This window comes from Rhodoferax sp. (assembly GCF_011391645.1).
GTDB lineage: Bacteria > Pseudomonadota > Gammaproteobacteria > Burkholderiales > Burkholderiaceae_C > Rhodoferax.
In genome coordinates this window covers 1-13,610 of the sequence record NZ_JAABQC010000075.1, presented here as the reverse complement: position 1 = coordinate 13,610, position 13,610 = coordinate 1, and the positions used below count along the sequence as shown (strand labels likewise).

General features: G+C 59.2%; 14 protein-coding genes and 1 tRNA gene. 2 read left to right on the top strand and 13 right to left on the bottom strand.

All coding sequences use genetic code 11. The features are described 5' to 3' along the window. The 13 genes from GPS82_RS10060 to GPS82_RS10000 form a co-directional block, all read right to left on the bottom strand. On the bottom strand, positions 1-1,049 hold a 1,049-nt coding region (locus tag GPS82_RS10060; RefSeq protein WP_296494106.1), incomplete at its 3' end, for an NADH-quinone oxidoreductase subunit D. An 11-nt stretch (positions 1,050-1,060) separates the two neighbouring features. Beyond that, positions 1,061-1,675: an NADH-quinone oxidoreductase subunit C gene (locus tag GPS82_RS10055; RefSeq protein ID WP_296494103.1), complete on the bottom strand. Its 615-nt coding sequence runs from the start codon at positions 1,673-1,675 to the stop codon at positions 1,061-1,063. Positions 1,676-1,682: 7 nt separating this feature from the next. Beyond that, positions 1,683-2,162, bottom strand: a complete 480-nt coding sequence (locus GPS82_RS10050) for an NADH-quinone oxidoreductase subunit B (protein ID WP_296494100.1) — start codon at positions 2,160-2,162, stop codon at positions 1,683-1,685. Positions 2,163-2,166: 4 nt separating this feature from the next. Next, complete coding sequence (locus tag GPS82_RS10045; RefSeq protein ID WP_296494096.1) at positions 2,167-2,526, bottom strand: NADH-quinone oxidoreductase subunit A; 360 nt, start codon at positions 2,524-2,526, stop codon at positions 2,167-2,169. A 58-nt stretch (positions 2,527-2,584) separates the two neighbouring features. Beyond that, positions 2,585-2,669 (bottom strand) — tRNA-Leu (locus GPS82_RS10040). 118 nt (positions 2,670-2,787) lie between these two features. Further along, entirely contained in the window at positions 2,788-3,141 is a 354-nt protein-coding gene (gene secG / locus GPS82_RS10035; RefSeq protein ID WP_296494094.1) for a preprotein translocase subunit SecG, read from the bottom strand. A 36-nt stretch (positions 3,142-3,177) separates the two neighbouring features. Continuing rightward, positions 3,178-3,921: a triose-phosphate isomerase gene (tpiA, locus tag GPS82_RS10030; RefSeq protein WP_296494091.1), complete on the bottom strand. Its 744-nt coding sequence runs from the start codon at positions 3,919-3,921 to the stop codon at positions 3,178-3,180. A 2-nt stretch (positions 3,922-3,923) separates the two neighbouring features. Further along, positions 3,924-4,913, bottom strand: a complete 990-nt coding sequence (locus GPS82_RS10025; RefSeq protein WP_296494088.1) for an NAD(P)H-quinone oxidoreductase — start codon at positions 4,911-4,913, stop codon at positions 3,924-3,926. A 69-nt stretch (positions 4,914-4,982) separates the two neighbouring features. Continuing rightward, positions 4,983-7,097 (bottom strand): polyribonucleotide nucleotidyltransferase, encoded by a 2,115-nt coding sequence (pnp, locus tag GPS82_RS10020; protein ID WP_296494086.1) that lies wholly within the window; start codon positions 7,095-7,097, stop codon positions 4,983-4,985. A 212-nt stretch (positions 7,098-7,309) separates the two neighbouring features. Beyond that, positions 7,310-7,576, bottom strand: coding sequence for a 30S ribosomal protein S15 (gene rpsO / locus GPS82_RS10015; RefSeq protein WP_296494083.1), 267 nt, complete (start codon positions 7,574-7,576; stop codon positions 7,310-7,312). A 153-nt stretch (positions 7,577-7,729) separates the two neighbouring features. Beyond that, entirely contained in the window at positions 7,730-9,016 is a 1,287-nt protein-coding gene (locus GPS82_RS10010; RefSeq protein WP_296494080.1) for a branched-chain amino acid ABC transporter substrate-binding protein, read from the bottom strand. Between the two features lie 88 nt (positions 9,017-9,104). Beyond that, the gene (tsaD, locus tag GPS82_RS10005; RefSeq protein WP_296494077.1) at positions 9,105-10,175 is read right to left on the bottom strand and encodes a tRNA (adenosine(37)-N6)-threonylcarbamoyltransferase complex transferase subunit TsaD; all 1,071 of its coding nucleotides are present in this window, start codon (positions 10,173-10,175) and stop codon (positions 9,105-9,107) included. A 19-nt stretch (positions 10,176-10,194) separates the two neighbouring features. Next, positions 10,195-10,815: a TetR family transcriptional regulator gene (locus GPS82_RS10000; protein ID WP_296494075.1), complete on the bottom strand. Its 621-nt coding sequence runs from the start codon at positions 10,813-10,815 to the stop codon at positions 10,195-10,197. Between the two features lie 129 nt (positions 10,816-10,944). Here GPS82_RS10000 and GPS82_RS09995 point away from each other — a divergent pair, with 129 nt between their 5' ends. Then, on the top strand, positions 10,945-12,222 hold the full coding sequence (locus tag GPS82_RS09995) for an efflux RND transporter periplasmic adaptor subunit (RefSeq protein WP_296494073.1): 1,278 nt from the start codon (positions 10,945-10,947) through the stop codon (positions 12,220-12,222). A gap of 12 nt (positions 12,223-12,234) precedes the next feature. Then, positions 12,235-13,610 (top strand): efflux RND transporter permease subunit (locus GPS82_RS09990; protein WP_296494071.1); only part of this gene is annotated, 1,376 nt, incomplete at its 3' end.

Here is a 13,610-nt window from a genome sequence, read left to right as displayed (position 1 = left end):
GCCTCACCCTCGGGCACTGCAAAACCCTCAGTGAACAGCTTGAAGTGGTGAATCAGTTCTTCCATGTTGGATTTCATCGATTCACGGTCAGGCGGCGCAATTTTGTGGTTGTCGGTAATCACCGGGCCCGGGTTGACACGGAGCCAGTCCACACACTGCTTGATGATGCGATTGGACTGCTTCATTTCCTCCATGCGAACCAGGTAACGGTCGTAGGTGTCACCGGTCTTGCCTACCGGGATGTCAAAGTCGAGCTGGTCATACACCTCGTAGGGCTGCTTCTTGCGCAGGTCCCAGGCAATACCCGAACCGCGCAGCATGGGACCGGTGAAACCAAGGTTCAGGGCGCGCTCCGGGGTGACCACACCGATGCCAACCGTGCGCTGTTTCCAGATGCGGTTGTCGGTCAAAAGGGTGTGGTATTCCGCCAAGTAAGTAGGAAAGCGAACGGTGAAGTCTTCAATGAAATCCAGCAGGCTGCCTTCACGATTGCGATTCAGCGCGTCGGTCGACTTGGCACTGCGAATCTTGTTGGGCGAATGGCGCGGCATCGTATCTGGGAGATCGCGATAGACACCTCCGGGGCGGACATACGCCGCATGCATGCGCGCACCGCTGACGGCTTCGTAGATATCAAGCAGGTCCTCGCGCTCGCGGAAGGCAAACAACATGACCGTCATGGCGCCGCAATCAATCGCGTGCGCCCCGACCCACAACAAGTGGTTGAGCAAACGCGTGATCTCTGCAAACATGACGCGGATGTACTGGGCGCGCAACGGCACATCCAACTCGAGCATTTTTTCGATGGCCAGGCAATAGGCCTGCTCATTGCACATCATCGACATGTAATCGAGTCGGTCCATGTAGGGCAAGGCCTGAATATAGGTCTTGCTCTCGGCCAGCTTTTCGGTGGCCCGGTGCAGCAGGCCAATGTGGGGGTCGGCGCGCTGGATCACTTCGCCGTCGAGTTCGAGCACCAGACGCAAGACGCCGTGCGCAGCAGGGTGCTGCGGTCCAAAATTCAGGGTGTAATTCTTGATATCAGCCATGTGTCAAACTGCTAGCTAGCAGAGCCTCCGTAGTTTTCTTCACGGATGATGCGAGGTGTAATTTCTCGCGGCTCGATCGTGACAGGCTGATAAACAACACGCTTTTGCTCCGCGTCGTAGCGCATTTCCACATTGCCCAGCATGGGAAAGTCTTTGCGGAAGGGGTGGCCGATGAAACCGTAGTCAGTCAGAATGCGGCGAAGGTCGTCGTGGCCTTCAAACACAATGCCGAACAGGTCGAACGCTTCGCGCTCAAACCAGTTGGCGCTGCTCCAGAGGCTGCAAATTGAGGGCATCACGGGCGCCAGGTCATCGGGCACAAAAGCCTTGAGTCGCACACGCTGGTTCAGGCTCACCGACAACAAATGCAGGACCACGCAAAACCTGAGCCCTGACCAAGCCTGGTTTTTGTAGGTGGAGTAGTCGACACCGCACAGGTCCACCATTTGCTCAAAACAGCAGGCGGGGTCGTCGCGAAGGATTTTGGCCGCCTGGAAATAGTTGGCGGCATCAACCACCACCGTGAGTTCACCCAGCGCCACCGCGCTACTTTTGATCAAATCACCCAAGGCCGCATCTACCTGCGATTTGAGCGTGTGTGGATTTACAGCATACACAGTCATCATCAACCCTTTAAGTGCGAGCAATCGTTTGCGTGCGCCGAATTTTCCGCTGCAGCTGAATGATTCCATAAATCAGCGCTTCTGCAGTGGGCGGACAGCCCGGCACATACACATCGACCGGCACAATGCGATCGCAACCCCGCACCACCGAATAACTGTAGTGGTAATAGCCACCGCCATTGGCGCAGGAACCCATGCTGATCACCCAGCGCGGCTCGGCCATCTGGTCGTAGACCTTGCGAAAAGCTGGCGCCATTTTATTGGTCAGGGTGCCCGCCACAATGATCAGGTCGGATTGGCGCGGACTGGGTCGGAACACCTCTGCGCCAAAACGGCTGATGTCATAGCGCGCAGCCGCCGCATGCATCATTTCAACAGCACAGCAAGCCAGACCAAAGGTCATGGGCCAAACCGAGCCTGTCTTGGCCCAGTTCACCACCGAGTCGTAACTGGTGGTGACAAAACCCTCTTTTAAGATACCTTCAATCATCTTGTTACTCCCAATCGAGGGCGCCTTTGATCCACATGTACACAAAACCAATGGTCAGGATGGTCACAATCTCCAGACCCACCAAGAAACCAACCAGGCCCAAATCCTTGAGCGCTATTGCCCACGGGAACAGCAGTGCGGTTTCCAGGTCGAACAGGATAAACAGAATGGCAATCAGGTAGTAACGAACGTCGAACTTCATCCGGGCATCACCGAACGCTTCGAAGCCGCACTCATAGGGGGAATTTTTTGCAGCGTCCGGTCGGTTCGGACCAAGGATATAACCAATAACCTGAGGCATGACACCGACCGAAATGCCCACCAGAATAAAAAGAAGGACTGGTAAATATTGTTCGATATTCATATTGTTCAGTGTATTCAATTGACTGTTTGCCGCATTGATCTACGTCAAACCTGTTGAATGGTGCCGTCGGCGAGACTCGAACTCGCACAGCTTTCGCCACTACCACCTCAAGATAGCGTGTCTACCAATTTCACCACGACGGCTCTTCTTCCAAGCCAGTTGAATGCCCTGTGTTTTCACACGTTCAACTCAACCAGCAGCCTTGGAGTTTACCCTGAAATCCTCTTGAATTCCCTCGGAAGAGGGCATTTTCACTGGCAATTATTTGGCTGGAATTTGGCCTGCACCAGAGGCCGCCTGGAGCGCTGGCACCGCGGCTGGCACTGGCGCGGTGAGAGACGAATTTTCAAGCACACTGCCTGAGCTGGCAGCCGGTCGCGCCGAGCCGAAATAAGCCAACATCAAGGTGCTGACAAAAAACAGCGTCGCCAGCACAGCGGTGGCGCGCGACAAAAAATTGGCACTGCCACTGGCACCAAACAAGCTGCCAGAACCACCACTGCCAAAAGCCGCACCCATGTCAGCGCCCTTGCCGTGCTGCACCAAAATCAGACCCACCATGGCAAGAGCTGAAATCATTTGCACCGCGAGCATCACCGTCAATAAAGCATTCATTAATCTCTCCTGATAAAAAGTCTGCAGCGCCCTAAATCAGGAGGCTGCCGCAATGATGGTCAAAAAATCCTGGGCCTTGAGAGCCGCACCGCCTATCAGGCCGCCGTCAATATCGGGCTGGGCCAGCAGGCTTTTTGCATTGGCCGCGTTCATGCTGCCGCCGTAGAGCAGCTTGATGCGATCGGCGTTGGGCGTTGCTGCCTTCAATTGCGCACGCAACACGGCGTGAACCTGCTGCGCCTGCTCTGCCGTGGCCGACAAGCCGGTGCCAATCGCCCAGACCGGCTCATAGGCCACCACCACCTCGCTGATGCAATGGCCGTTGGTGTGAATCACTGCTGCCAATTGACGCTTGACCACCTCTTCAGTCTTGCCCGCCTCACGCTCTGCCAGCGTTTCACCCACGCACACGATCGGCGTGATGCCACTGCTTAGCACGCGCTGCGCTTTTGCCGCCACAAGTTCATCGGTTTCAGCGTGGTACTGGCGACGCTCTGAATGCCCGACGATCACGAAACGCGCGCCGAACTCCTTGAGCATGGCGGATGCAATTTCACCGGTGTAGGCTCCGCTTTCATGCGCAGAGACGTCCTGTGCACCCAATTCGATGACACTGCCAGCGAGCAAAGTCTGGCATTGCGCCAGATAAACTGAAGGCACACACACCGCCACTTGGCAGGCATCTTGTCCGACACCCGTCAGCAACCCTTTGAGCAAGGCCTCATTGGCTGCCAGATTGCCATTCATTTTCCAGTTACCTGCGATCAGCTTCTTTTTCATACTTATTCCCAAGTCAAAATAATTTTTCCAACATGCTGGTTGGATTCCATCAAGGCATGCGCCTTGGCTGCATCGGCAGCGTCAAAAACACTGTGGATCACAGGCTTGATCTGACCAGAGGCCAACAGCGGCCAGACAAACTTCAGACAGGCCTGCGCAATGGCTGCCTTGAACACCACCGGACGTGCGCGCAAGGTGGAACCGGTCAAGGTCAGGCGGCGACGCAGCACCAACCCGGCGTTGAACTCGCTTTGCACTCCGCCCTGCACCGCGATGATCACCAGACGGCCATCCTCGCGCAAGCTCTGCACTTCCCTGGCAACGTAACTGCCGGCCACCATGTCCAGAATCACGTCCACGCCCTGCCCGTCGGTGAGCCGGGCAACTTCAGCCTGAAAATCATGGGTCTTGTAATTGATGGCGGCATCGGCACCGAGCGCCAGACATGCCGCGCACTTTTCGGCACTGCCAGCGGTCGCAAACACCCGAGCTCCCATGGCTTTCGCCAATTGAATCGCACAGACGCCAATGCCGCTGGCGCCACCCTGGATCAGCACGGTTTCACCCGCTGCCAGGTGAGCACGGTCCATCAGGTTGCTCCAGACCGTGAAGAAGGTCTCGGGCAAGCTGGCGGCCTGAACGTCACTGAAGCCCTCAGGTACCGGCAAACACTGGGCGATGGGCGCCACGCACCATTGTGCGTAACCACCACCAGCAACCAATGCGCAGACCCGGTCACCCAACTTGAAACCAGCAGCCGCCAATTCAGCCGCATCGCCCTGCTCAATCACGCCCGCCACTTCCAACCCGGGAATGTCCGATGCACCCGGCGGCGGCGGGTAAGAACCCATACGCTGCAAAACATCGGGCCGGTTGACCCCACTGGCGTTGACGCGAATGAGCAACTCCCCGACGCCAGCAACCGGCGTCGGGCGCTCGCCCAAACGCAGAACGTCCGGAGTGCCATGGCTTGTGATTTCAATCGCTTTCATTATTTTTTCAGCCTCAAGCTCCCTATCGAGCGAGCTTTTGACTTTCAATTAAATTTGAATAACGAGTGATCAGGAACGGTTTTCCTGTGCCGGACGCTCCAGCAGGGCTTTCATCGACAGCTTGACGCGGCCTTTTTCATCCGTCTCCAAAACCTTGACCTTGACGATTTGGCCTTCTGACAAATAGTCGGTGACCTTTTCAACACGCTCATGGGCGATCTGGCTGATGTGCAGCAAACCATCCTTGCCGGGCAGCAGATTGATCAGCGCGCCAAAGTCAAGAATCTTGACAACCGGGCCTTCGTAGATTTTGCCAATTTCGACTTCAGCGGTGATCTGCTCGATGCGGCGCTTGGCTTCTTCGGCCTTGGCCGGGTCAGCCGAGGCAATGGTGATGGTGCCGTCTTCGTCGATGTTGATCTGGGTGCCGGTCTCTTCGGTCAGCGCACGAATCACCGACCCGCCCTTGCCGATCACATCACGGATTTTCTCGGGATTGATCTTCATGGTGAACAGGCGCGGCGCAAAGGTGGACACCTCGGTCTTGGCCACAGCCATGGCTTCGGTCATCTTGCCCAGAATGTGCATGCGTGCTTCCTTGGCCTGCGCCAGCGCCACTTGCATGATTTCTTTGGTGATGCCCTGGATTTTGATGTCCATTTGCAGCGCGGTGATGCCGCTGGTGGTGCCGGCCACCTTGAAGTCCATGTCGCCGAGGTGGTCTTCATCACCCAGAATGTCGGTCAGCACGGCAAAGCGGTTGTCTTCCTTGATCAGGCCCATGGCGATACCCGCCACATGCGCCTTCAAGGGCACGCCGGCATCCATCAGGCTCAGGCAACCGCCGCACACAGAAGCCATGGAGGACGAACCGTTGGACTCCGTCACTTCAGACACCACACGCATGGTGTAGGGGAAATCTTCTTTGGTGGGCAACACGGCAATCAGCGCACGCTTGGCCAGACGACCGTGACCGATTTCACGGCGCTTGGGGGTGCCAAAACGGCCAGCTTCGCCCGTGGCAAAGGGAGGCATGTTGTAGTGCAGCATGAAGCGGTCTTCAAAGTCACCAGCCAGCGCGTCGATGCGCTGTGCGTCGCGCTCGGTACCGAGCGTGGTAACCACCAGCGCCTGGGTTTCACCGCGGGTGAACAAGGCAGAACCGTGGGTGCGCGGCAAGACACTGTTGCGGATTTCGATGGGGCGCACGGTGCGGGTGTCACGGCCGTCAATGCGCGGTTCACCGGCCAGAATCTGGCCACGCACCAGGCGCGCCTCGATGTCGAACAGCATGCTTTCGACCTTGACAGAATCAAACACCACACCATCGGCCTTCAGGCCAGCCATGACGTCAGCATAGGCGCTGCGGCAAGCTTGGGTGCGGGCTTGCTTGTTGCGGATCTGGTAAGCAGCGGTCAGCTTTTCGTTAGCCAAAGCTCCCACCTTGGCGATCAAAACTTCGTCCTTGGCTGGCGCTTGCCAGTCCCAGGCCGGCTTGCCTGCGTCACGCACCAGTTCATGGATGGCGTTGATCGCAATCGCGCCTTGGGCATGACCAAACATCACGGCACCCAGCATCACGTCTTCTGGCAACTGGTCGGCTTCGGACTCCACCATCAAAACAGCCGTTTCGGTGCCAGCCACCACCAGTTCAAGCTGGCTGTTTTTCAGTTGGGTTTGACCCGGGTTGAGCACGTATTCACCATTGATGTAACCCACGCGGGCAGCACCAACCGGGCCGTTGAAAGGAATGCCGCTGATGGACAGCGCAGCGCTGGTGGCAATCATGGCGGCAATGTCAGCCTGCACTTCAGGGTTCAGGCTCACCACATGGATGATGACCTGCACTTCGTTGTAGAAGCCTTCCGGAAAGAGCGGACGGATTGGGCGGTCGATCAGGCGGCAAGTCAGTGTTTCGAGTTCGCTCGGGCGGCCTTCGCGCTTGAAGAAGCTGCCGGGAATCCTGCCTGCAGCATACGATTTTTCAGCATAGTCAACGGTCAAGGGAAAGAAGTCCTGGCCGGCCTTGGACTCGGTTTTGGCAACCACCGTTGCCAAAACCACTGTGCCGTCCATATCCAGCAACACTGCGCCGGTGGCCTGGCGCGCGATTTCGCCGGTTTCCATGGTGACCGTGTTTTGACCCCATTGAAAAGTCTTGCTGATTTTGTTGAACATCGTCATTTATAAATCTCCTGTGAGTTTGCAGGGTGCAGGCCACCCTGGCGAAGCCCGGAAGCCGCAACACAGAACACGATGCCATTCCAGAGCCACACCCCGCTTGGGGTCAAAGGGCCTTGGAATGACACAGCTTCGCTCCGTTTTTGCCGTCTCCGAAGTAAAAAACGCCTGAGCTAGTGAACTAACTCAGGCGCTTCAATCTTTTCTCGAACCAATTACTTGCGCAGACCCAATTTGGCAATCAGGGCCACATAACGGTCAGCATCCTTGGACTTGAGGTAATCCAGCAGTTTGCGGCGGCGGCTCACCATGCGCAGCAGGCCACGGCGACCATGGTGGTCTTTGGCGTGGGTCTTGAAGTGGGGTGTCAGCTCGTTGATGCGGGCGGTCAGCAAGGCCACCTGAACTTCGGGACTGCCGGTGTCACCGGCTTGACGTGCGTTGTCTTTGACAACTGCGGCTTTGATACTGGTTGCAATCATGTTTTTTCCTGTGATGTAAGAACTTGCGTCAGGCGCTGGAACTGCCCCTGACGTGCTTGTCTGCATTTCTGCAGAGCCTTGGATTATAACCAACGCGCCAGTTACGGCCACCGGACCCCCAAGCACAGGGCCGGCAACCCATTGGCGGGAGCCTCAGGGGCGCTGCATGCGGCAACTCGCAGGCAACTCGGCACTGGCCGCCGCAATGGTTTTGACCACCCGAAATCCATAGCCGGAGCCTTCCACATCAAATTTCACGCCCGGGGTACCGATCTTGTCCATGATGCCGACCACCAGCGGCTGCTGGAACTGATGGTCAAGCGCACGCATGGACCCCGTTTGAGAGCCGAAAGTGACGCTGGCTTTTTCCAGTTGTCCGGCAACGGCAGTCGACTCTGTGGTGCCCGCCTTGTCAATGGCTTGGGCCAGCGCCTCCACCATCAGTTGCATGCGCATGTGAACGTAGTCGTCGGCTGGTTTGGGAAAGCGCGCGCGAAACGCGGTGTAAAACGCCTCGCTCGACGCGTTTTGCACATTGGGCAACCAGTCGGCAACCGCCACAACCTTGCCCACACCCGCCTCACCAACCGCCGCCGGCGCCCCCAGGGCGTTGCCGTAAAAGGTGTAAAACTTGCCGGCAAATCCAACATCCTTGGCGGCCTTGACCAACAGCGTCAGGTCATTGCCGAAGTTGCCGGTGATGACCGCTTGCGCCCCGCTGGCCATGATCTTGGTCGCGTAGGGGATGAAATCCTTGACACGTCCCATGGCGTGCAATTCTTCGCCCACCACCTGCACATCAGGCCGCAACACACCCAACTGGCGCCTGGCTTCGCGCGCCACGGCGTGCCCAAAGCTGTAATCCTGGCCGATGATGTACACACTTTTTAGCGTCTGGTCGTCCTTCAGCACCGACATCAGCGCCGACATTCGCATGTCGGCATGGGCATCAAACCTGAAGTGCCAGAAGCTGCATTTTTCATTGGTCAAAATCGGATCGACTGCTGAATAGTTCAAAAACAACACACGTTTGGCCGGCTCACGTTCGTTGTGCTTGTTGATGGCATCAATCAGCGCTGCCGCAATGGCCGATGAATTGCCCTGCATGATGAACCTGGCGCCGTCGTCGATGGCGGATTTAAGTGCCGACAAAGCCTCTTCCGTCTGGCCCTTGCTGTCGTAGCGCGCCAATGCCAGCGGATGCCGGCCCGCGGCAACACCAGGCGCCTCAGCCAGCGTCACACCCCCCCTGGCGTTGACGCGCTCCACCGCCCAGATCAGGTTACGAAAAACCGCCTCGCCGGTGTTGCCGAACGGGCCGCTTAAACCCTCGATCATGGCGATCTTGACGGGCGCTGCGGCGGTTTGAGCCAGCGCCGCCAGCGGCAATGAGACCAACAAGGCGAGCCCCAACGCGGCTCGTCGCAAAATTATTAACATGAATAAATTCTCAATGGCAGCCGTGGCACTCGCCAGACTGGAGGCAGGCGGCTGGTTCGTTCAGAACGCTGCGCAGTTTAATACGCCTTCACGCCATGATTTCATCAAGCGGCCAACGCGGCTTGACATCAAACGCATAGCTCATGCCGGCCTCTTGTATGCCAGACTGCAGCCGCATGGCAGCCGCCATGGCGATCATGGCGCCGTTGTCGGTGCATAAATGCAGCTCCGGATAGTGCACGCGCACACCGCGCTGGCCGCAAGCCAGGTTGAGTTGGTCGCGCAAGCGGCGGTTCGCGCCCACACCACCCGCCACCACCAGCCTATTCAACCCCGTTGCCATCAGGGCCGCCAGCGATTTTTTGACCAGCACCTCCACAATCGCAGCCTGGGTCGATGCGGCCAGGTCGGCCAGCACCGTGTGCGGCAGTGCCTCGACCGCGCAGGATTGCGCGGCCGCCAGTTTTTTGGCCTGCACCATCACCGCAGTCTTCAACCCGGCAAAAGAAAAGTCCAGGTTGTCGCTGTGCAGCAGGGGGCGCGGCAGCTTGAAAGCAGCCGGGTTGCCGACTTCGGCCAACTTTGACAGCGCCGGGCCTCCGGGATAGCCCAGCCCCAGCAACTTGGCCGACTTGTCAAACGCCTCGCCGGCGGCATCATCAATGGTTTCACCCAGAATCTGGTAGCGACCCACCCCATCCACCTGCATCAACTGCGTGTGCCCGCCCGACACCAGCAGGGCGACAAACGGAAATTCTGGCGGATCAGCACTCAAAAACGGCGACAACAAATGCCCCTCCAGGTGGTGCACCCCCAGCACCGGCCTGGCCAGCGAAGCACCCAGCGCGCAGGCCACGCCCGCCCCCACCAGCAGCGCACCGGCCAGGCCCGGGCCGCGGGTAAAGGCCACCACGTCCACGTCCTGCAGGGTCTTGCCGCAGGCTTGCAACACTTCCTGCGTCAGCGGCAACACCCGGCGAATATGGTCGCGGCTGGCCAACTCGGGCACCACGCCGCCATAGGCCTGGTGCATCTCGATCTGGCTGTAAAGCGCATGCGCCAGCAATTCTGGCAAGCGCTGGCCACTGACTCGCACCAGCGCCACACCAGTTTCATCACACGAGGACTCAATTCCCAACACGCAGTAATCATTTGCCATAACAAACGAGTTTAGGCGATCAAGGTCGCAGGCCCAGCCCCGCCAGATAGGTGCGGATGGCCGTCTGTGCCACCGCCTCCAGCTTGAATGCAGAAGGCTCCAGCATCCAGCTGTGGATCAGGCCGACCATCAGCGCATGCAGGCCATGCGCTGCCTCGACGGCTGGCACGGCCAGCGTCACCAGGCGCCGAGCGGCAGCGTCCTCCAGGCTGCGCTGCATCTGCTGCGTACCGTCCAGATAACACTTCACGTGCCGCTGCTTGACGGCCAGCAGCTCGTCAACGTATTCCACTTTCAAGGTGGCCACTTCAAAAATGGCGCGGGTGCGCGCATTCGACTCGATGCTGCGCATCGTCTGCAACATGGCGCGCTCAAGTTCGACCAGTGGGTCTTGTCCGGCATCATGGCCAATCTGTTGCAAGGCCTGCTCCATGGGCAAGACGGCACTGTCCATCATGGCGTTGAACAACTCGGCCTTGTTCTTGAAGTGCCAGTAAATGGCTCCGCGCGTCACGCCAGCGGCCTGTGCAATGTCTTGCAGCGAGGTTCGCGACACCCCTTTTTCAACAAAAACGCGCTGCGCAGCCTCCAGCAACTGGTGGCGGGTTTCTTCGGCGTCTTCTTTGGTACGACGGACCATGGGCGTTGGTTCCTGGCAGGGTTGTTAACTTACATTCATGATTGTATGTATACTTCTGAAAAAATCAAGACAGCTGCTTGAACCAGTTTTTGCCCTGTCACAAGCGCTTACTTTTCCAGGAACTTCACCATGTTGCACAACCGCACAACCACTGCTCGTCCAATCTCAAGCCGGGCCTCATCACTGCAGCGCATCCGGGCAGGCACCGCACTTGGCCTGACCCTTTTCTTGGCGGCCTGTGGCCAGGGCAGCGCACCGGCGGCGGGTTCTGGCGGGCCGGGTGGCGCGCCACCCCCGGCCGAAGTGGGGGTGGTCACAGTGCAACTGACCGATGTGGGTTTGGTCACCGAACTTCCTGGCCGCCTGGAGGCCTCGCGCGTGGCGCAGGTGCGTGCCAGAGCTGCGGGCATTGTGCAAAGGCGCCTGTTTGTTGAGGGGAGCCAGGTGCGTGCCGGTCAGGCGCTTTTCCAGATTGATGCAAGCCCTTACCAGGCCACTTTGGCCAGTGCCCAGGCTTCGGTTGCCAAAGCCGAAGCCAACCTGATGCAGGCCGCTGCACAGGCCGAGCGCTTCAAGCCGCTGATCGAGGCCAAGGCCATCAGCCAGCAGGAATTTGTCAATGCCCAGGCATCACAAAAGCTGGCCGAAGCCGATGTGGCCGTGGCCCGTGCTGCGGTTCAAACGGCCCGCATCAACCTGGGCTATGCCTCCATCACGGCCCCCATCAGCGGTCGCATTGGCCGGGCGCTGGTCACCGAAGGTGCATTGGTGGGCCAGGGCGAAGCGACGCCCATGGCCGTGATCCAGCAGACGGATCCGATGTTCATCAACTTCACCCAGTCCGCCTCCGAGGTGATGCGGCTGCGCAACGCCATGGAATCCGGCCAGCTCAAGCGCGCCGGCAGCCAGGCAGCCAGCGTGCGGGTGCTGCTGGAAGATGGCAGCGAATACGCCAAATCCGGCAAGTTGCTGTTTTCCGACCTGACGGTGGACAGCACCAGCGGCCAGATCACCCTGCGCGCCGAGGTACCCAACCCGACCGGCACCCTGCTGCCAGGCCTGTTTGTGCGGGTGCGGCTGGAGCAGGCGCAGGTGAGCAGCGCCATCACCCTGCCGCAGCAAGCGGTGACGCGTTCTTCCCAGGGCGATTCGGTGATGGTGGTCGCCGCCGATGGCAAGGTGGCACCGCGCCCGGTCAAGGTGGGCGCGCAGCAGCAAGGTCAATGGGTCATTCTGGACGGTCTGCAAAGCGGCGACCAGGTCATGGTCGATGGTTTTCAGAAGCTGCGCGGCGATGCCCCGGTGAAGCCGGTGCCATGGCTGGCTCCTGGCAGTGCACCCGCTGTAGCCAGTGTGGCATCGGCCGCGATGCCACCCGCCAGCGCAACCGCCAGCGCAGCGCGCTAAGGAACTGCTTTCATGGCTAAATTCTTTATTGACCGGCCCATTTTTGCGTGGGTCATTGCGCTGTTCATCATTGTGATGGGCTCGGTGGCCGTCACCCAGTTGCCCATTGCCCAGTACCCGCCGGTGGCGCCGCCTTCGATCGTGATCTCGGCCACTTACCCGGGGGCTTCTGCCAATACGCTTGAAGAAAGCGTGCTGTCAATCGTCGAGCAGGAGATGAACGGCTCGCCCGGCCTGATCTACATGGAGTCGGTCGCACAGGCCAACGGCACCGGCAGCATCACCCTGAGTTTTCAGCCCGGCACCAACCCCGACCTGGCGCAGGTGGATGTGCAAAACCGCCTGTCGCGCGCGGCGCCCCGCCTGCCCTCGACGGTGACCCAGCAGGGCGTGCGCGTGGACAAGGCGCGCAGCAACTTCCTGCTGTTTGCCATTCTCTCAAGTGACGACCCGGCCTTGACGCCGGTCGCGCTGGGCGATTTCGCCTCGCGCAGCATCGTGCCAGAGCTGCAACGCTTGCCGGGCGTCGGCCAGGTGCAATTGTTTGGCACCGAGCGCGCCATGCGCGTCTGGATTGACCCTGCCAAACTCATGAGCCTGAAGCTGACCTCCGCCGAGGTCACCGCCGCCATCCGGGCGCAAAACGCCCAGGTGTCTGCCGGCGAAATCGGCAGCCTGCCCAACGTGACCGGGCAAGGCATTGCCGCCACCGTGGTGGTCAACGGCCAGATTGGCAGCGTTGAGCAATTCGGCAATGTCATGTTGCGCGCCAACACCGACGGCTCTGCGGTGCGCCTGAAAGACGTGGCGCGCATCGAACTCGGCGCCCAGTCCTACGCCACCTCGGCGCGGCTCAACGGCAAACCTTCCACCGGCATTGGTGTGCAGTTGTCGCCCAGCGGCAACGCGCTGGCCACGGCCAAGGCGGTGCGCGCGCGGATGCACGAGCTGGAAAAATTCTTCCCCAAGGGCGTGGCCTGGGCCATTCCCTACGACAGCTCAAAGTTCATTGAAACCTCGCTGACGCAAGTCGCCACCACACTGCTGGAAGCGGTGCTGCTGGTGTTCCTGGTGATGTACCTGTTTTTGCAGGACTGGCGCTACACGCTGATTCCAACGCTGGTGGTGCCGATTGCGCTGCTGGGCACGTTTGCCACGCTGCTGGCAATGGGCTTCTCGATCAACGTGCTGACCATGTTTGCCATGGTGCTGGTCATCGGCATCGTGGTCGACGACGCGATTGTGGTGGTGGAAAACGTCGAGCGCATCATGAGCGAGGAAGGGTTGGCGCCACTGGAGGCCACGCGCAAGGCCATGGGGCAAATCTCCGGCGCCATCATTGGCGTGACCGTGGTGCTGATCTCGGTGTTTGTGCCACTGGCGTTTTT

What these genes read in the sequence shown, in the direction of transcription:
- GPS82_RS10050 (WP_296494100.1), bottom strand. Translation starts at nt 2,162, where the DNA reads ATGATTGAAGGTATCTTAAAAGAGGGTTTTGTCACCACCAGTTACGAC.
- rpsO (WP_296494083.1), bottom strand. Translation starts at nt 7,576, where the DNA reads ATGATTGCAACCAGTATCAAAGCCGCAGTTGTCAAAGACAACGCACGT.
- GPS82_RS10045 (WP_296494096.1), bottom strand. Translation starts at nt 2,526, where the DNA reads ATGAATATCGAACAATATTTACCAGTCCTTCTTTTTATTCTGGTGGGC.
- GPS82_RS10025 (WP_296494088.1), bottom strand. Translation starts at nt 4,913, where the DNA reads ATGAAAGCGATTGAAATCACAAGCCATGGCACTCCGGACGTTCTGCGT.
- GPS82_RS10055 (WP_296494103.1), bottom strand. Translation starts at nt 1,675, where the DNA reads ATGATGACTGTGTATGCTGTAAATCCACACACGCTCAAATCGCAGGTA.
- tsaD (WP_296494077.1), bottom strand. Translation starts at nt 10,175, where the DNA reads ATGGCAAATGATTACTGCGTGTTGGGAATTGAGTCCTCGTGTGATGAA.
- GPS82_RS10010 (WP_296494080.1), bottom strand. Translation starts at nt 9,016, where the DNA reads ATGTTAATAATTTTGCGACGAGCCGCGTTGGGGCTCGCCTTGTTGGTC.
- tpiA (WP_296494091.1), bottom strand. Translation starts at nt 3,921, where the DNA reads ATGAAAAAGAAGCTGATCGCAGGTAACTGGAAAATGAATGGCAATCTG.
- secG (WP_296494094.1), bottom strand. Translation starts at nt 3,141, where the DNA reads ATGAATGCTTTATTGACGGTGATGCTCGCGGTGCAAATGATTTCAGCT.
- GPS82_RS10000 (WP_296494075.1), bottom strand. Translation starts at nt 10,815, where the DNA reads ATGGTCCGTCGTACCAAAGAAGACGCCGAAGAAACCCGCCACCAGTTG.
- pnp (WP_296494086.1), bottom strand. Translation starts at nt 7,097, where the DNA reads ATGACGATGTTCAACAAAATCAGCAAGACTTTTCAATGGGGTCAAAAC.
- GPS82_RS09995 (WP_296494073.1), top strand. Translation starts at nt 10,945, where the DNA reads ATGTTGCACAACCGCACAACCACTGCTCGTCCAATCTCAAGCCGGGCC.